Genomic DNA, 16,259 nt, shown 5'->3' with positions numbered 1-16,259 from the left:
GCTCGCTCCTTGAGGTCGGAGGCCCCACCTTGTATTATGCTGATACGCATGCCAACCGCGTTCCCCCACCGGACGCCCGTCGAGCACACCCCGCGCGAACGGACGAGCGTCGTCGTCGACGCGGAACAGCCGACCGACGTACTCCAGGTGGTTTCCTCGGCGACCGCACAGCTGATACTGGCGACGCTCGACGACGGACCGGCGACGGCCTCGGACGTCGCCGAAGCGATCGACACGTCCCTCCAGAACGCCGAGTACCACCTCGATCGGCTCGAAGACGCCGACCTCGTCGAACCGGTGGACACGTGGTACTCCGAGAAAGGAACGGAGATGACGGTTCACGCGCTCTCCGTGGAGGAGTTGGTCGTTCAGTTCGATTCGTCCGCACCGGACACGGAGCGCTCGACCGACGAGCCCGGCAACACCGACTAAGCCGATGCTAACAATTGCGCTCGCCGCCGAGGTGATGCCATGCCCGACCGACCGCCCACCGCGTACTACGACGACGATGCCGTGGTTCGGAGGCACGTCGCGCGCAACAGCTCCGGGCTGCGGGACCACGAGCGGCGGCTGGTCGAGACGTACTTCGAGGACCGCGACGCCCGCGTGCTGGACGTCGGCTGCGGCACCGGCCGGGTCGCGGGCGCGCTGGCCGACCGCGGGTTCGAGACGGTCGGCGTCGACCTGAGCGAGCCGATGACCGCAGCCGCGAGCGAGGAGTTCCCCGAGCTCGACTTCGCTTTGGGGGACGCGACCGACCTGCCGTTCGCCGCCGACTCGTTCGGCTACGCGGTGTTCGCGAACGCCGGTCTCGACGACGTCTACCCCGAGCCCGCTCGGCTCGCGGCGTTGCGGGAGATCGCCCGCGTGTTGACCCCCGACGGCCTGCTCGCGTTCAGCACCAACAACGCGCTCAACCGGTACCTGTTCGATCCCAGCCGAACGAGCGACTGGGGTTCGGTCGGTCGATTCCTGCTGCGAAACGCCCGCGCCGGACTGTTCGGCTCTCGGTACAAGCGGATCGCCTTCGCGCACGGCGTGGAACTGACCTACGGGATCACGCCCCCGGCACAGCGACGGCAGCTCGCCCGGATCGGCTATCGGTTGGTGGGCACGTCCCAGCGTCGGCCCGGGAGACCGCTGGTCTTCGACCCCCGCCCGTACTACGTGGCGCGGCCGGAGTCGGCGGCGCGAACGGACGGAGACAACCCGGAACGGTGAAATTGACGTCCTCCCACGGCAGACGCCACGCGTCACTGACCCTCGCGCACGTGCTCCGGGAACTCGACGTCGAGCTACGTCGGGAGGAGCTGTCGCTCCACCCCAGCGTGACGCTGCGGCCGACCGGTCCGGTGCGCGCGTCCGTGACCGCACGGTAGCCTGGTGACGGCGCGTAGCCGGGCGGCGGCGCGGCCGGATCCCGCCGCGTGCGACCCTCGTTCGGCGCTCCGGGCGCCGGTCAGTCGAAGTTGACGAGCGGCTTGATCACCCCGTCGCTTTTCGACTCCATCAGCTCGAACGCCCGGTCGACCTCGTCGAAGGCGAACTCGTGGGTGGTCAGGTGCGTCGGGTCGACGCGGCCGTGTTCGAGCAGCCGGAGGAGCCGCCGGAGGCGGAGCCGCCCGCCGGGACAGAGCGCGGTCGTGATCTCCTTTTCGGCCATGCCGACGCCCCACTCCTCTCGCGGGATCGGCACCTCGTCGCCGCTCCCGTGGTACCCGACGTTGGACACCGTTCCGCCGGGCTTCACGGCCTCGACGCACTGCGCGAACGTATCGGGAGTGCCCAGCGCCTCGATCGCGGCGTCGACGCCGACGCCAGCGGTGTGGTCCATGATGACCTGTATCGGGCTTTCGTCCTCGAAGTCGATGACCACGTCGGCGCCGTACTGCCGCGCGATGTCCTGTCGCTTCGGCGTGGTCTCGACGGCGAAGACGCGCCCCGCGCCCTGTAGCCGCGCGCCGGCGGTCGCCATCAGTCCCACCGGTCCCTGCGCGAAGACGGCGACGTCGCCGCCGACGGGGATGTCGGCGTTCTCGGCCGCGACGAACCCCGTGCTCATCATGTCGGTGGTGTACACCGCGACCTCGTCGGCGATGGGCTCCGGGATGTGCGCGAGGTTCCAGTCCGCCTGATTCACGTGGACGTACTCGGCGAAGACGCCGTCCTTCTCGTTAGCGAACTTCCAGCCGCCGAGGGGCCCGTGCGACTGCGACGGGTGGCCGTCCTGCGCGGCGGCCGACCCCCAGTCGGGCGTGATGGCGCCGACGACCACGCGGTCGCCCGCGTCGAAGTCCGCCACCTCGGACCCGACCTCGTCGACGACGCCGACGACCTCGTGGCCGAGCGTGAGGTTCTCTCGCTCTCCGATGGCGCCGTGGACGGTGTGGACGTCCGAGGTACACACCAGCCCGACCGTCGGCCGGATGACCGCGTCGAGCGGCCCGGGCTCCGGGCGGTCCTTCTCGGCGAATCCCGTCTTGCCGACGCCGTTCATCACGAACGCCTTCACGCGGCGTCACCCCCGCTCGGGGTCGGGCCGGCGCGAACGGTCGCGGGGGCCGGTGCGTCTCCCGTCCGTGTCTCCTGTTTCGAAGTCACGCGGAGCCATGGCCGCCGCGAGCACTTTGTTAGCCGGAGCGCTACGCGCTCCGGTGGCGCCGCCGAGGCCCCGTCCCCCCGGCCGCGTCCCCGGCCGACTCCGAGAGCGTCACCTCGGTATTCGGTTCATACCCGCCCTCGACCGGCGGGCGCACCGGGACGACACGCGCCGTCCCGGCGGGGCGCGACCCCGGCGTGGAAAGAGCTACGCCCGTTCAGCCGCTGTGGTACGTGTGAGCGACCCAGCCGACTACCGCGCCGGGTTCCGGACGCAACGCGAGGAGATCGACGACGAACCGCTCCCGGTCGACGGGACCTTCCCGGACTGGCTGTCCGGCGATCTGATCGGCAACGGCCCGGGGCAGTTCGAGGCCGGCGACACCGCGCTGCGCCACTGGTTCGACCCGTTCGCGATGCTCCGCCGGTTCCGGATCGACGGCGGCGAGGTGACGTACGCGAACCGGTTCGTCGAGAGCCGGGACTACGCGTTCGCGCGGGATCGCGGCGGCGTTCGCACCCCGTTCCCCGGGACGCCGCCGGACCGCCCGCTCTGGACGCGGCTCCGACAGATCCTCGAGGGGACCTTCCCCGACAACCCCGTCATCGGCGTCCAGCGGTTCGGCGACGAGCTCGCGGCGGTCACCGAGTCGCCGACGGCGCTGACGTTCGATCCCGGTACCCTCGAGACGACCGGCCGGATCGACCTCGCCGCGGGGCTCGACAGCGACCTGACGCTCGCGCACGTCCACTACGACGGCGACGAGGACGCCTTCTACAACCTGGGCGTCGAGTACGGCCGCGACACCGTGTACACGCTGTTCAGGCGACCGGGCGACGGCGGCGAGCCGACCCCGCTGACGCGGCTGCGCTTCGACGAGGCGCCGTACGTCCACTCGTTCGCGGTGACCGACCGGCACGTCGTCGTCACGGTGAACGCGTTCGGCCTCGACGCGGGCCGACTCCTCCGCGGCGTGGTGACGAGAGAGACGTTCCTCGACGCCTTCCGTCCGCTCGACGCGCCGCTGCGGTTCGTCGTCCTCGACCGGTCGACCGGCGACCACGTGGCGACCGCGACGGCGCCGCCGGCGTTCGTCTACCACCACGCGAACGCCTACGAGCGCGACGGGGAGATCGTCGTCGACCTGGTCGGGTTCGACGACGAGCGGGCCGTCACCGGGCTCGCGCTGTCGAACCTCCGGAGCGACGACCCCGACCTCCCGCGCGGCGATCTGCGTCGGTATACGGTGCCGCTGTCCGGCGGAGAAGCGGCGTCGGAGACGGTGTACCGCGGCCCCGTCGAGTTCCCGACGATCAACTACCGCGCGGTGAACGGCGAGCGCCACCGGTACGTCTACCTCGCCGAGACCGACGGCGACTCGAGTCTGCCGACGGACGTCACGAAGGTCGACGTGGAGGCCGGGACCATTCGACGGTGGCGCGAGTCCGGAACCCATCCGGGCGAGCCGCTGTTCGTGCCGGCGCCGGACGCGGACGACGAGGACGACGGCGTCCTCCTCTCCGTGGTCTTAGACCCCGAGGCCGACCGCTCGCGGCTCGTCTGTCTGGACGCCGCGACGCTCGACGAGCTCGGTCGAGCGCACCTCCCACATCGGCTCCCCTTCGGCTTCCACGGACAGTTTTACGGGCACGACGCTCCCGGGCGGAGCATGGCCTAGGCGTCGGCCCCGTCGAGGACCCCTCGGATCGCGGTGGCCGCCTCTCGGAAGGCGCCGACGTCCATCGAGTCGGTCGTGAAGAGCACGCCCGCGTCCCCTCCGAGCACCCTGACGACGAACCCCTCGTCGTGGAATCGCACGGTGAAGTTGTACGGGCCGATGTCCGGGCCGTCGTCGCTGTGCGCGATGCTGTCTCGGACCGGGCGCTCCGCGAACCCCACCCGTTCGAGCCGGACCAGCTGCGCCTTCCGCTCGCGGGCGTTCTCGTCGGACGGATAGAGGTCCGCCCGGACGTACAGCAGATCGAACGACGACGGAGTGAAGTACACCACGCTCCGGAGATCGTCGCCGAGGCCGGTGCGGGTGGCGCTGAGAATGCTCTCCGTCCGTCGGTCGTCGATACCGGTCTCCGATGGCGTCGCGCTCATGTGGTATGTTAACGCGGTCAAGCGTAATAGCGGCTTCGACGGCTCCCGCGACGCGCGGTGAGATCTCCGGGAGGGACGAGGATAGCGATCTCGCTCGGCGCACGGTAGCAGACTCCTACCGTACTCCGGACCGAGATTCGGCCTCACAGACGTGCGGAAGCCGGAGCGTAACAATGGCCGCCCGGTCGCGATTCGGGGCGTGCTCAAGCGGATCGAACGCGCGCTGGTGTCGAACCCGGTGACGGAGGCGCTGCTTTTCAACGGCGTCACGGGGTCGATCGGTCGGTTCCTCCAGGCGGCGCGCTACCGACGCGAGTACGCGCGCTATCGGGAGCGGTACGATATCGATCCGGAGTTCCGGTTCAACGGTCCCGGGATCACGATGTACGGGCGGGGATCGATCGAGCTCGGCGCGAACTCGTACATCGGACGGCACTCGCGGATTCAGGCGGCCGAGGGCCGCCGCGTCCGAATCGGCGACAACACCGCCGTGAGCCACTTCGTCTTCTGTTACACGAAGAACTGGGTCGCCGACCAGGACATGCGCGGTCCCGACGCCGACGGGCCGGGCCGCCCGGACGCGATGGCCCTGTCCACGCCGAAGGACGCCCTCGCGACGAAGGCGGACGACACGTCCGTCGGCGACAACTGTTGGATCGGCGCGTTCGCGTTCCTGACCGAGGGAGTCTCGGTCGGCGACAACGCCGTCGTCGGCGCGAACGCGGTCGTCACCGACTCGCTGCCGCCCCACTGTATCGCCGCCGGGACGCCGGCGCGCGTCCGGAAGTTCAAGTCGTACCTCGGCGACGACGAGAAGGCGGAGCTGGCGGCGGAGCACGCGGACGTGTTGGGCGAGAACCTCGCCGAGCGCCACGGGGAAACCGTCGAGTCGGCGTAGCGTCGCGCGTCGCGGACACGTCGAGACCCCGGCACCGTGCCCTCAGCGCGCCCGTATTCGCTCGCGGACCGCGTCGGCGACGCCGTTCCCGGCGAGCCCGAGGGCCTGCCGGACCGCCGCGACCGTCGGTTCGGGGTCGTCGAGCGAGACGAACACCTGGTCCGCGCGGAGCAGCGCCGCCGCGAACGGGACGAGCGCCCAGCGGTTCCCCGCTTCGAGCTGCTCGTCGAGCCACTTCAGGTCGCCGTAGAGCAGCCGCTGCTGGACCACGTCGTCGCGGTACCCTTGTGACGGCCGCGGGGTCGCCCCCGTGAGCAGGGCGTAGTGGACTGCGGGGATATCGACGCCGGAGGCGACCGCCAGCGGCGTCGACCCCCAGTACCGACCGTTCACCTCGATGAGCGCGAACTCGTCGTCGGGCGTCCACATGAACTCCACCTGGATCGGGCCGGTCCAGCCCAGCGCCTCGATCACTTCCGAGGCGTGTTCGAGGAGGCGCTCGTCGCGGAACCCGCGGATGAGCGTGGAGTTCCCTCCGGACGCCGGAGTGGTGCGGAGCCGACGCTCCTGGAAGTGGGTGAGGAACGTCCCGTCGTCGGCGACGCCGACGGTCGTGGTCGTCTGTCCGGGGACGTACTCCTGAACCAGCGGCGGCGTCTGCCGAAACGAGTCGTTCTCGGCGAGGAGCCGGCGGTAGGTTTCGACGAGCGCCTCGGGGGAGTCGGCGTAGTGACCGTCGTCGACGAGCTGCGTGTCGAGCCGGTCGCCGGCCGCCCACACGTGCTTCGACCGCGACTTCACGACGACCGGGTACGAGAACTCGTCCGCGACCGACTTCACCTCGGCCATCGACTCGGGAGCGCGGGTGTGCGGGGTCGGCACCGACAGCTCGCTCGCGATCTCGAACGTCCGGGCCTTATCGGCCACGAGTCGAAACCGGTCCCAGTCTTCCACGCCGACGGTCGCCCCGGTCGCGGCGAGCCGATCCTGGTACTTCGCGACGACCGTCGTGGTGTCGTCGCGGGTGGGGATGACCGCCTCGTACTCGTCGGTCGTCAGTCGCTCGATCACGGCGTCGACGAACGCCTCCGGCGAGACCGCGGGGTCGGGGTGCGAGAACGACGACGCGACGTGTCGCGAGTGCGCCGCTATCGACCCCGGCTCGACGGACCCCACGTCGACCGTGACGCCCCGCTCGTTGAGCGATCGGGCGACGGTGAGAGACGCCTGACTGTCGCCGTCGAGGACGAGCGCCCGTGGGTCCTGCTCGCTGGAGTGGGCGGTCATGTCCCGGTGGTCGCCACCTCGACGCAAAGTTACCCCGTCGATACTCCCGCTCGGTCAGGCGCCGCCCGGCCGGTTCGCGCGCCCCCCGCCGCGCGCCCCGACACTCGGGCGCCGGTCGGCCCACCTCGACCGTCTCCCGTCGGCCGCAGACGCCGGTCGAACGCCGACACGGCGATCTGACTGCCCGGAACCGCCTCAAAACCGCCGAGAAGTACTATCGGCCGGTTTCGACGCGGGACCGTGCCGCGAGAGGTACCGGCGGTGTACCGGCGGTAACAGGCGAGTAATAAAGGGCTGACTGGGGGACGGACCGCCATGGTACCGAACTGGCGGACCGTTCTCCGCGGATCGGGCGTCGTTCGCGGGAGCCCGACGGTCCGCCGCCCCGCTGCGGGCGCGTCGAGCGGAAAGCGAGTCGGCGGCGTCGCTCCCCCGACATGACCGGGGGGAAACGGCGTCGGGAGCCGACCGACGAGCGGAGCGACCGGGGACCGGCTGACCGGCGGAGCGGACGCCGGGGGTTCCTCGCCCGGGCTGCGGCGGCGACCGGTTCCGTCGGCGCCCTCGGCGCGCTCGCCGGCTGCGGCGGGTTTCGCTCGGGCGACGAGGAGCCCGCCATCCCGCCCGACCTGCGCGCGCCGGACGGGCCGTTCGACTCGGTCCCGAGCCCCTTCGACTCCGTCGCCGACCTCACCGATTTCGGCTTGGACGCCTCCGGCGAGGGGTCGCTCGCGGCGGCCATCGCGGACGCGGCAGTCGACGGCCGACTCCTGTACCTGCCCCCCGGCAGGTACCCGCTCCGAGAGGCGTTGAACCTGTCCGACGCGGGTCGGTTCGGCCTCGTCGGCGACGACGCCACGGTCGCGGTCCGACCGGAGAGCAGCGAGACGCTGCTGTTCGTCGAGAGCGGCGACGGCGACGGGAGCGTCTTCCTCGACTCGCTCCACTTCGACGTCGCCGCCGACGCCGTCACCTCTCGCGTTATCGACGCGCGGGCGCCCGACCGACTGGGGATCCGCGACGTCTCGGTCGCCGGACGCCTCGACGGCGGTCGCGGGGCCGTCCGCGTCGACGTGACCGACCCGAACGGGTCCGGCGTCGTCTCGGGCCTGTCGCTCCGAGACGGCGCCGTCACGGACAGCACCGCGACCGGGTGTTACGTCGGCGACGAACACCGGGGGTCGATCGCCTTCACCGACTGTCGGATCGAGGGGTTCCCGGACAACGGACTGTACGCGACCCCCGAGCGCGGGCGGGTGGTGGTCGACGGCGGCTACTACGCCAACAACGGGGTGTCGAACGTCCGAGTGCGCAACGGTTCCGTCGTCCGCGGCGTCCGCGTCCGGTGTGACGTCGGCGACCGCGAGTTAGAGAACATGCGCGGGATCCGGCTCAGCAACGACGCGCCGACGGCGGACGCCGAGCCCACGGTCGTCGAGGACGTCGTCGTGGAGATGGTCGACGTGACGGGCAGCGACGGCGCGATCACGCTCGCGGAGGAGGTAGCGGCCGCGGAGATCCGCGACGCGACGGTAGTCGTCCACGCGGACGACGTCCACGCGCTGTGGGCGAAGACGCCCCACGAAAGCCTCCAGACCGCCGATGCGACGTCGCTGCGCTGTGAGGGCCTCACCGTGACCGGCGACGCCGGAGAGGGGGTCGCGGTCCAGATCGACGACCGCGACGGCTCCGTGCTCACCGACGTCGACGTGACGCAGCCGGGGGCCGAGCGCAACGGGATCGAGTTCAAGCGGTCGTACGACAACACCCTGCGGGACGCGCGGATCGCCGTCGGCGGCGAGGCGATCGTCCTCAGCGAGGCGACCGTCGAGACGCGGAACGTCGAGCGCGACGCGCCCCCGGAAGCGGAGTGACCGGACCGGCCGGACGCCCCCGGTCAGTCCTGTGAGACCTCGGCGACGGCCGCGGGCGCCTCGGCGTCGACGCTGTCGCGGATCGCCTCCATCAGCGCGATCGTCCACTTCGCCTCCTCGATCGGCGTCGCCGGGTCGCCGCCGGTGAGCAGCGCGTCGATCTCGCGGTCGAACTGGTAGAACATCGAGTTCGTCTCGGCCTCCTGCTCCCAGCCGTCGTCGCGCGCGCGTTTCAGCAGCGAGAGCGCGTTCTCGACGGTACCGCTCATCCGGTCGACCGCCTGGTCGACGTTGTTCAGCGCGCGGCCGACCGTCGACCCCTTGTAGTCCCGGTCGAGGGTGACGAGCGTCTGGGACACCTCGTCCGCCACGAGCGTCGCCTCCGTGCCGTGGACGTAGAGCACTCTCACCGGCACGGTTCCGGAGAGCACCGTCGCGTTGACGATCACGTCGTCGTCGGTGACGTACCCGACCTGCGCCCCGTCGTAGCCGAACGCGGCCTCGTACTCCCCGGCGAGCGCCGTCTGCGCCGTGACCTCGTCGCGGTCCCGCGGGTACCCCCCGATCCGGAGCGCGAGCGACAGCGAGTGCGGTAACCCCTCCTCGAACTCGCCGCCGAGCAGGTCGAAGGCCCACGCTCCGCGGTTCGGCGTGTCCGGGGCCGTCGAGCCGGTGTACATGAGGTCGACGCCGCGCACGTCGCCAAGCTGCCCGTCGGCGAGCCGCTCGCGGACCTTGCGCATCACCGGGTTGAACACGTGGTTGTGGACGACGGAGGCGGTGACGCCGGCGTCGCGCGCGGCGGCCGCCAGCTCCTCGACCTCTTCAACCGTCTCCGCGACGGGCTTCTCGATCAGCACCGGGACGCCGGCTTCGATCGCTTGGATCGCCAGCGGGACGTGCGTGGCGACGGGCGTACAGACGTGGAGCCAGTCGAGGTTCGCCTCGGCAAGCATCTCGCCGAGGTCGGTGTACGCCTTGATCCCGTGTTCGAGCGCCTTCTCGTTGGCCCTGCCCTCGTCGAGGTCGCAGATCGCGACGAGGTCGGTCCGGGGGTTCCGGTCGAGCCCCGTGAGGTGACGTTTCGAGACGACTCCCGCGCCGACGACGGCCGATCGTAGGGACATTACCGGCGTCACTCCGGAGGCGGCTATTGTTATGCGCGGCCAAATCCCCCGGCGCGACCGCTCGCCTCCGGTGCCGCGGCGACGGTCGCGGGCGAGTAACCGGCGTATACCTTAGTCCCGCCCGGTCGCGGTACGGGTATGTCCGCACACGAACGGGCCGACCTAATGCGGGTCACCCGGAACTGCGAGCTCGGCGACGGAACGCGGGTCGCGCCGTTCGCAGTCCTCGACGACTGCGAGTTCGGCCGCGACTGTCGGGTGTGGCGCTTCGTCAACTGCTACGGCGCGCGGTTCGGCGACGAGGTGATGGTCGGCTCCTTCGCCGAGGTCCAGTCGGACGTGGTCGTCGGCGACCGCACGCGCATCCAGTCGCACGCGTTCCTCCCGTCGCTGACCCGGATCGGCGACGACGCCTTCGTCAGCCACGGGGCGAAGTTCGTCAACGACCGCCGGCCGCCGAGCGGCGACCCCGACAAGTGGGAGTCGGTCGTCGTCGGCGACGGCGCGGCGATCGGCACGAACGCGACGCTGATGCCCGTCGAGGTGGGCGAGAACGCGCTCGTCGGCGCGGGCGCGGTCGTGGTCGACGACGTCCCGCCCGGCGCCGTCGTCGCGGGGAACCCCGCCGAGGTGATCGGCTACCGCGACGACGACACGCTGGCCGCGAGCGACGACGCGTGAGCGCCGGGTGCGCGTGAGGGCCCGCGGGCGCGAGTCGGGGTCACCCCCCGGACGCCGCCTCGCGGTTCACCCGAGTCGGTCGGCGAGCCGCGACACGAGGGTCCGCCGGCGTGCCGGAGGGACGAGTTCGAGTTCGAGGTGCGCGAACAGCGGGGCGGCGCGCTCGGTCAGCGCCAGCGTCTTCGCCTCGCGGTCGTGCTCGACGACGCCGGCCTGCTCCAGTTTCGGGACGTGCGACTGGTACAGCGAGACGTACACGTGTTTGTACTCGCTCGGTGCGGCGGCCGGGTCCTCTCCCTCCGCGACCGCGACCGCCCGCGTGGCGTCGGCGAACGCCGCGCGACCGCCGTTCCGGTCGAGGTATCGCAGCAGTACCCGACGCCGCGACGAGGCGAGCAGATCGTAGACGCAGCTCTCCGCGAGTACGCCGTCCCTGTTCGCCGTGTCACCGTCGACCGGGTCGAACGAGAGCGCCATGGTAGCCGCTCAGTGCCCCACAGGAATATGCGTATTTGTGACGTACTTCGGGTTGGCTGCGATCGGTGACGTCACTCGGCCCCGGCGAGGGCGGTTCCCGCTCGCCGGGCGTCACTCGGACCGCCGGCCGATCGCTTCGAGGCCGGCGTCGGCCTCGCCGACGGAGACGACAGCGTGTTCGTCCGCGGAGCGCACGGCGTGTTCGAGCAGCTCGACCGCGCGAGCGCCGACCCGCCCGGTTGCCCGCGGCGTCCCGTCGCCCCTCGACGCGGCGACGAAGTCCTCTATCTCGGCCCTGAGCGGCTCGTCGCTCTCCGCCTCGTGGACCTGTCTCCCCTCGTCTCGGACGCGTAGCTCGCCGTCGCGGGCCGTGACGCGGCTGTCGTACAGCTCGACGACGTTGTCGTCGAGGTAATCGACGTACGCCGACTTCTCGCTGCCGACCACGACGAGGTCGCGGCGCTTCCCGAACACCGGCACCTGCCACGACTCGTTGATGACGCTCGTCGCGCCGTCGTACTCCATCACGAGCGTCGCGGTCTCGTCTATCCCCTCACGGACCGCGTCGTCGAGCGAGCAGTAGACCCGCTCGGGCTCGCCGTCGAGGAGGTGGTTCGAGATGTCGACGTCGTGGACGCCGAGCGAGTACAGCGCCCCGGTCGTCTCCCGCGGCGCCCGGAAGGAGAAGCGGCTGGTCGAGAGGTACTTGATCCGCCCGAGCTCCCCGCGGTCGATCCGTTCGGCGAGATCGATCAGCGCGGGGTGGTGCCGGAAGATGTGCCCGACTGCGAGGGTCCGACCGTGCTCGCGGGCGGTCTCGACGATGTCCCAAGCGGCGTCGCTGTCGAGGGCCAGCGGCTTCTCGACGAGCACGTCGACGCCCCCTTCGAGCAGCGTCGTCGCGATCTCGTGGTGGGTCGGCGACGGCGTCGAGACGGTCGCCGCGTCGACCCCGAGCTCCGGCAGCCGCTCGTAGTCCGTGACGCTCTCGACGCCGTAGCTCTCGGACAGGTCGGCGAGCCGCGACTCGTCGACGTCGCACAGGACCACGTCGTCGATCGCTCCCTCGGACGCGAGCTCCGCCGCGACGCGGGCGTGATTGCTCCCCCAGTACCCCGTGCCGATGACCCCGTACTTCATCGGTAGAACTCGCGGATCGTGTTCGTCACGTACTCGACGTCGCCCTCGGGGATCTCCGGGTACATCGGCAGCGACAGGATCCGGTCGACGAGCGCCTCGGTCTCGGGGAGCGTGACCGACGGGATCTGATCGGTGACCGCCGGGTGCTCGTGGAGGGCCGTCCCGTAGTGGAGCCCGGTGTCGATCCCGTTGGACTCGAGGTGGTCCCGCAGCGCGTCGCGGTCGGGGGACTGTATCACGTAGAGGTGATAGACGTGAGACGCGTCGGCGGGCTCCGTCGGCGTGGTCACCTCCGAGACGTTCGCGAGCGCGTCCGTGTAGCGTTCGGCGGCGGTCTGGCGGTTCCGGTTCCAGCGCTCGACGCGGCCCAGCTGAGCGACCCCGACCGCGGCGTTCGTCTCGTCGAGCCGGTAGTTGAGCCCGAGCGCCCGATGGACGCCGTCGTCGTCGCGTCCGTGGTTCCGGAGCTGTCGCATCCGTCTCGCGAGGTCCGAGTCGTCGGTCGTCACCATCCCGCCGTCGCCGGCGACCGTCATGTTCTTCGACGGGTAGAAGCTGAACGCCCCGGCGTCGCCCGCGTCCCCGGCGGTCACCCCGTTCCGCTCCGCGAAGTGGGCCTGGCAGGCGTCCTCCAGGACGAACAGGTCGTGTTCCTCGGCCACCGCTTCGATGGCGGCCATGTCGGCCATGAGGCCGTAGATGTGGACCGGAATCACCGCCTCCGGATTCGCCGCGTCGGCGGCCTTCTCGGCGAGGTCGGTCGGGTCCATCGTGTACGTCTCGGGGTCGATGTCGACGAACACCGGGTCCGCGCCGAGCGTCAACACCGGGCTGACGGTGGCGAAAAACGAGTGGCCGGGGACGAGCACCTGGTCGCCCGGCCCGATTCCGGCCCCCCGGAGCGCGAGCAGGAGCGCCGCGGTGCCGCTGGAGACGCAGACCGCGTGTTCGACCCCGGTCTTTTCCGCGAACTTGTCCTCGAACCGCTCGCCGACGGGTCCCTTCACGAACCGGCCGCTGTCGAGGACCTCGACGACGTCGTCTATCGTCTCCTGCGCTACGCCGACAGTAGTGAAATCGACACGCTTCGTCATCTGAACGGGACTGTTCCGACGAGCGGTTTGTTATGGGCGTACTACCGTCAGCGCCGCCCTTACACGCCCCACGGCCGCGATGAGGCGAAGGGCGCTAACCGACACATAACAAACCGCGACGCCGCCGAGGGACCGCCGATGCAAGCAGTTGTACTCGCCGCCGGGCAGGGAACCAGACTCAGACCGCTCACCGAGGACAAACCGAAGGGGCTCGTCGAGGTCGACGGTCGACCGATCCTCTCCCATTGCTTCGAGGCGCTCGCGGGGCTCGACGCCGACGAGCTGATCGTGGTCGTCGGGTACCGAGGCGACGACATCGTCGACGAGTACGGCGAGTCGTTCGACGGGATTCCGATCACGTACGCCAGACAGCCGCGGCAGCTCGGGCTCGCGCACGCCCTGAACACGGTCGAATCGCACGTCGACGGCGACTTCATGCTGATGCTCGGCGACAACGTCTTCGACGCGAACCTCGACGACGTGGTCCGACGGCAGCGCGAGCGGCGCGTCGACGCGGCGTTCCTCGTCGAGGAGGTCCCGTACGACGAGGCCTCGCGGTACGGCGTCTGCGACACGAACGAGTACGGCGAGATCACGGACGTCGTCGAGAAGCCGGACGACCCCCCGTCGAACCTCGTGATGACGGGGTTCTACACGTTCTCGCCGGCGATCTTCCACGCGACCCGCCTCGTCGAGCCGTCCGACCGCGGCGAGTACGAGCTGTCGGACGCGATCGACCTCCTGATCCAGTCCGGGCGGACCATCGACGCGATCGGTTTGGACGGGTGGCGGGTCGACGTGGGGTACCCGGAGGACAGGGACGAGGCCGAACGACGGCTCCGGGAGGAGACCGCGCCCGCCGAACCGCCGGCGACCGCCGAGAGCACCGCGGAGGACTGAATCGTGTTCCGAACGGCGTCCGGACCGCGGAACCGCGGTCCGGCAGGCGACCACGAATCGGCGCGGAAACGCGGGCGGACGCGGAAACGAGAGGGGAACGCCCCCAGATCGGCCCGGACGCCGACCGCCGTCGAGTCGGAGGTGGCGCCGTGAGCGAGTGGTTCACCGACGAGGAGCTCGAACGGATCGCCCGGTTCGCGGAGTCGCCGAAACACTCGCGGAACCCGAGGATGCTCCTCCCTGACGACGACGAGAGCGATCCCGAGACCGACCGGCGAGACGACTGATCCGCGAAGCGTCCGGCTGCCGTCGCGGGACGGTCCAGTCACTCCCGTTCGACCGGGACCAACTCCAGCTCTCCGTCGGCGCGGGTCGCGTACGCGTAATGAAGGAGGCTCACGATCAGCAGCCCGAGGATGACGCCGCCGCCGACGTGCGTCGGTTCGAGCGGGTCGGCGTCGAGGAGAAATATTCCCAGGTACGCCACGAACCCGACGCCGGCGACGAGGCCGTACACGAGCGGCCAGGGGGACGACTCGGGCTCGTCGCGAAAGTACTCGGAGAGCTCGCCGACGCGCTCGGTGGCCGCGATCTCGCCGGTGTCTTGGTCGTACGTGGCGACGCCCGCCTCGACCAGCTTGGGGACGTGCGTCTGGTACAGCGAGACGTACGTGCGCTTTCGCTGCTGGGCGGTCAGCGCCTCGCGGGTGACGCCGTTCTCCTCGGCGGCGAGCCGCTCCGCGAGTTCGACGAGCTCCACCTCGTCCGGGGCCTGCTGTAGCTCCCGGAGGACGAAGCGACGCCGAGCGTTGCTGAGGATGTCGAAGGCGATATCCTGCGAGAGGGTCGTGGTGTCCGTGTCTGACATTCGGAGCTCACAGCCGTATACTCTCTCGGGGAGTCTGCCAGGGCTGTTTGTTATCGAGACCATAGCGGTCGGCGGGTCCGCCCGTCGCGGCCGCCGATCGCGGTAACCGCGTCATTACTATGTCGAAAAGCCTCCGTGTGCGGCGTATGTCTCTCGGCCCCGCCGACCGCATCGACCCGAAGGCGCTCCGCCGCGGGTGCGCTCGTCGTTCGGGGTGCGGATGAGCCGGGCGCCGCGCCGGACCCCGCCCGTCCCGAAGGGACCGCCGACTGACCTCGTCGCCGTCGTGGTCGCGCTCGCCGTCGCGTTCCTGTCGCTCTGGCTCTGGGAGGGAGCGACGGTCCGCGTGGTCGCGGGAGCCGTCACGCTCCTCTTCCTTCCGGGCTACGTGACCGCAGCCGCGCTCTTCCCCCGGCGCAGTCTGTCGGGCTCCGACCACACGGCCGGTCACGACCCGATCGGACTCCGCGAGCGCGCCGTCGTCTCGCTCGGGCTCAGCCTCGCGCTGGTCCCGATACTGGCGCTCGTCGTCGGGCAGTTCACCGACGGATTCACCGAGGCGATCGCGTTCGGATCGGTCGCGGGCTACGTCTTGGTGATCGGCGTCGTGGCGTGGATCAGGCGCCGGAGCGTGCCGGCGGAGGAGCGACTGTCGCTCCCCGTCGGTGCGTGGCGGGCCGAGCTCAGCGCCGGGGTCGGAGCGGGGTCGACGCGGGACAGACTCCTCACCGTCGCCCTCGTCGCGAGCGTGCTTCTCGCCGGCGGCGCCTTCGGGTACGCGGCCGCGAACCCCGCCGACGGCGAGACGTACACCGACTTCCACCTCCTGACGACCGACGCGAGCGGCGAACAGGTCTCGGCGGGGTACCCGGACCGGCTGGAGCGGGGGGAGACCGCGTCGGTCACGTGGGGGATCGAGAGCCACGAGGCGGAGTCGACCGCGTACACGGTCGTCGTCGTGCTCGAACGCGTCTCGCTGAGCGACGACGGCGTCAGGCGTATCGAGGCCGTCGAGCTCGACCGCGAGTCGGCGACCGTCGCCCCCGGCGAGCGGCTCCACCGGACCAGCGAGGTCCGCCCGACGATCGTCGGCGAGGACCTCCGGCTCAGCTACTACCTATATAAGGGGGTGGCGCCGGACCGGGCCTCGCAGGAGACTGCGTACCGGCACCTGTACGTCTGGGTCGACGTCGGGGTGTTCGCCTGAC

The 16,259-nt window shown here is 70.7% G+C and carries 17 protein-coding genes; 9 read left to right on the top strand and 8 right to left on the bottom strand.

Annotated features, from left to right (window positions below):
• Positions 1-48: 48 nt before the first annotated feature.
• Together DVK07_RS14780 and DVK07_RS14775 are read left to right on the top strand one after the other, a co-directional pair.
• Positions 49-432: a helix-turn-helix domain-containing protein gene (locus DVK07_RS14780; RefSeq protein ID WP_121597767.1), complete on the top strand. Its 384-nt coding sequence runs from the start codon at positions 49-51 to the stop codon at positions 430-432.
• Between the two features lie 39 nt (positions 433-471).
• Positions 472-1,221 carry a class I SAM-dependent methyltransferase gene (locus DVK07_RS14775; protein WP_121597766.1) on the top strand — a complete coding sequence of 250 codons (750 nt, stop codon included), beginning with the start codon at positions 472-474 and terminating at the stop codon, positions 1,219-1,221.
• 238 nt (positions 1,222-1,459) lie between these two features.
• On the opposite strand, the gene DVK07_RS14770 is transcribed toward DVK07_RS14775, so the two are convergent.
• Positions 1,460-2,512: a zinc-binding dehydrogenase gene (locus DVK07_RS14770; protein WP_199719533.1), complete on the bottom strand. Its 1,053-nt coding sequence runs from the start codon at positions 2,510-2,512 to the stop codon at positions 1,460-1,462.
• Positions 2,513-2,834: 322 nt separating this feature from the next.
• Between DVK07_RS14770 and DVK07_RS14765 the strand changes: the two genes are divergently transcribed.
• Entirely contained in the window at positions 2,835-4,277 is a 1,443-nt protein-coding gene (locus DVK07_RS14765) for a carotenoid oxygenase family protein (protein ID WP_121597765.1), read from the top strand.
• Here DVK07_RS14765 and DVK07_RS14760 read toward each other — a convergent pair.
• Positions 4,274-4,705 (bottom strand): hypothetical protein, encoded by a 432-nt coding sequence (locus tag DVK07_RS14760; protein ID WP_121597764.1) that lies wholly within the window; start codon positions 4,703-4,705, stop codon positions 4,274-4,276. The genes DVK07_RS14765 and DVK07_RS14760 overlap by 4 nt on opposite strands.
• A gap of 151 nt (positions 4,706-4,856) precedes the next feature.
• On the opposite strand from DVK07_RS14760, the gene DVK07_RS14755 reads away from it, so the two are divergent.
• On the top strand, positions 4,857-5,603 hold the full coding sequence (locus DVK07_RS14755; RefSeq protein WP_233565447.1) for a DapH/DapD/GlmU-related protein: 747 nt from the start codon (positions 4,857-4,859) through the stop codon (positions 5,601-5,603).
• A gap of 42 nt (positions 5,604-5,645) precedes the next feature.
• On the opposite strand, the gene DVK07_RS14750 is transcribed toward DVK07_RS14755, so the two are convergent.
• Positions 5,646-6,890, bottom strand: coding sequence for an ATP-grasp domain-containing protein (locus tag DVK07_RS14750; protein WP_121597761.1), 1,245 nt, complete (start codon positions 6,888-6,890; stop codon positions 5,646-5,648).
• Between the two features lie 437 nt (positions 6,891-7,327).
• Between DVK07_RS14750 and DVK07_RS14745 the strand changes: the two genes are divergently transcribed.
• The gene (locus DVK07_RS14745) at positions 7,328-8,764 is read left to right on the top strand and encodes a hypothetical protein (protein ID WP_121597759.1); all 1,437 of its coding nucleotides are present in this window, start codon (positions 7,328-7,330) and stop codon (positions 8,762-8,764) included.
• 23 nt (positions 8,765-8,787) lie between these two features.
• Here DVK07_RS14745 and DVK07_RS14740 read toward each other — a convergent pair whose 3' ends face one another.
• Complete coding sequence (locus tag DVK07_RS14740; protein ID WP_121597758.1) at positions 8,788-9,891, bottom strand: Gfo/Idh/MocA family protein; 1,104 nt, start codon at positions 9,889-9,891, stop codon at positions 8,788-8,790.
• Between the two features lie 138 nt (positions 9,892-10,029).
• On the opposite strand from DVK07_RS14740, the gene DVK07_RS14735 reads away from it, so the two are divergent.
• Positions 10,030-10,572 carry an acyltransferase gene (locus tag DVK07_RS14735; protein ID WP_121597757.1) on the top strand — a complete coding sequence of 181 codons (543 nt, stop codon included), beginning with the start codon at positions 10,030-10,032 and terminating at the stop codon, positions 10,570-10,572.
• 66 nt (positions 10,573-10,638) lie between these two features.
• On the opposite strand, the gene DVK07_RS14730 is transcribed toward DVK07_RS14735, so the two are convergent.
• From DVK07_RS14730 to DVK07_RS14720, 3 genes are all read right to left on the bottom strand, one after another.
• Positions 10,639-11,049, bottom strand: a complete 411-nt coding sequence (locus tag DVK07_RS14730) for a hypothetical protein (RefSeq protein WP_121597756.1) — start codon at positions 11,047-11,049, stop codon at positions 10,639-10,641.
• Positions 11,050-11,160: 111 nt separating this feature from the next.
• A complete protein-coding gene (locus DVK07_RS14725; RefSeq protein ID WP_121597755.1) occupies positions 11,161-12,189 on the bottom strand; it encodes a Gfo/Idh/MocA family protein in 1,029 nt (342 codons plus the stop codon).
• Positions 12,186-13,283, bottom strand: coding sequence for a DegT/DnrJ/EryC1/StrS aminotransferase family protein (locus DVK07_RS14720; protein WP_121597754.1), 1,098 nt, complete (start codon positions 13,281-13,283; stop codon positions 12,186-12,188). The genes DVK07_RS14725 and DVK07_RS14720 overlap by 4 nt, the downstream gene beginning before the upstream one ends.
• Before the next feature lie 138 nt (positions 13,284-13,421).
• Between DVK07_RS14720 and aglF the strand changes: the two genes are divergently transcribed.
• Together aglF and DVK07_RS22730 are read left to right on the top strand one after the other, a co-directional pair.
• Positions 13,422-14,183, top strand: coding sequence for a UTP--glucose-1-phosphate uridylyltransferase AglF (aglF, locus tag DVK07_RS14715; RefSeq protein ID WP_121597753.1), 762 nt, complete (start codon positions 13,422-13,424; stop codon positions 14,181-14,183).
• Positions 14,184-14,332: 149 nt separating this feature from the next.
• Positions 14,333-14,470: a hypothetical protein gene (locus DVK07_RS22730; RefSeq protein WP_158603164.1), complete on the top strand. Its 138-nt coding sequence runs from the start codon at positions 14,333-14,335 to the stop codon at positions 14,468-14,470.
• A 38-nt stretch (positions 14,471-14,508) separates the two neighbouring features.
• Here the strand turns inward: DVK07_RS22730 and DVK07_RS14710 are convergent, their stop codons facing one another.
• Positions 14,509-15,051, bottom strand: coding sequence for a hypothetical protein (locus DVK07_RS14710; protein WP_121597751.1), 543 nt, complete (start codon positions 15,049-15,051; stop codon positions 14,509-14,511).
• Between the two features lie 220 nt (positions 15,052-15,271).
• Here DVK07_RS14710 and DVK07_RS14705 point away from each other — a divergent pair, with 220 nt between their 5' ends.
• Positions 15,272-16,258 (top strand): DUF1616 domain-containing protein, encoded by a 987-nt coding sequence (locus DVK07_RS14705; protein ID WP_121597749.1) that lies wholly within the window; start codon positions 15,272-15,274, stop codon positions 16,256-16,258.
• The last annotated feature ends 1 nt before the right edge of the window (position 16,259 follow it).

Source organism: Halorubrum sp. Atlit-26R (assembly GCF_003666015.1).
GTDB lineage: Archaea > Halobacteriota > Halobacteria > Halobacteriales > Haloferacaceae > Halorubrum.
Note: the sequence above shows the minus strand (reverse complement) of the source record. Positions and strands in the feature narration are given on the sequence as shown.

Excerpts from the sequence above, each read along its gene's own strand:
- DVK07_RS14710 (WP_121597751.1), bottom strand. The coding sequence starts at position 15,051 with ATGTCAGACACGGACACCACGACCCTCTCGCAGGATATCGCCTTCGAC.
- DVK07_RS14760 (WP_121597764.1), bottom strand. The coding sequence starts at position 4,705 with ATGAGCGCGACGCCATCGGAGACCGGTATCGACGACCGACGGACGGAG.
- DVK07_RS14735 (WP_121597757.1), top strand. The coding sequence starts at position 10,030 with ATGTCCGCACACGAACGGGCCGACCTAATGCGGGTCACCCGGAACTGC.
- DVK07_RS14725 (WP_121597755.1), bottom strand. The coding sequence starts at position 12,189 with ATGAAGTACGGGGTCATCGGCACGGGGTACTGGGGGAGCAATCACGCC.
- DVK07_RS14705 (WP_121597749.1), top strand. The coding sequence starts at position 15,272 with ATGAGCCGGGCGCCGCGCCGGACCCCGCCCGTCCCGAAGGGACCGCCG.
- DVK07_RS14775 (WP_121597766.1), top strand. The coding sequence starts at position 472 with ATGCCCGACCGACCGCCCACCGCGTACTACGACGACGATGCCGTGGTT.
- aglF (WP_121597753.1), top strand. The coding sequence starts at position 13,422 with ATGCAAGCAGTTGTACTCGCCGCCGGGCAGGGAACCAGACTCAGACCG.
- DVK07_RS14730 (WP_121597756.1), bottom strand. The coding sequence starts at position 11,049 with ATGGCGCTCTCGTTCGACCCGGTCGACGGTGACACGGCGAACAGGGAC.
- DVK07_RS14720 (WP_121597754.1), bottom strand. The coding sequence starts at position 13,283 with ATGACGAAGCGTGTCGATTTCACTACTGTCGGCGTAGCGCAGGAGACG.
- DVK07_RS14745 (WP_121597759.1), top strand. The coding sequence starts at position 7,328 with ATGACCGGGGGGAAACGGCGTCGGGAGCCGACCGACGAGCGGAGCGAC.
- DVK07_RS14740 (WP_121597758.1), bottom strand. The coding sequence starts at position 9,891 with ATGTCCCTACGATCGGCCGTCGTCGGCGCGGGAGTCGTCTCGAAACGT.
- DVK07_RS14750 (WP_121597761.1), bottom strand. The coding sequence starts at position 6,890 with ATGACCGCCCACTCCAGCGAGCAGGACCCACGGGCGCTCGTCCTCGAC.
- DVK07_RS14780 (WP_121597767.1), top strand. The coding sequence starts at position 49 with ATGCCAACCGCGTTCCCCCACCGGACGCCCGTCGAGCACACCCCGCGC.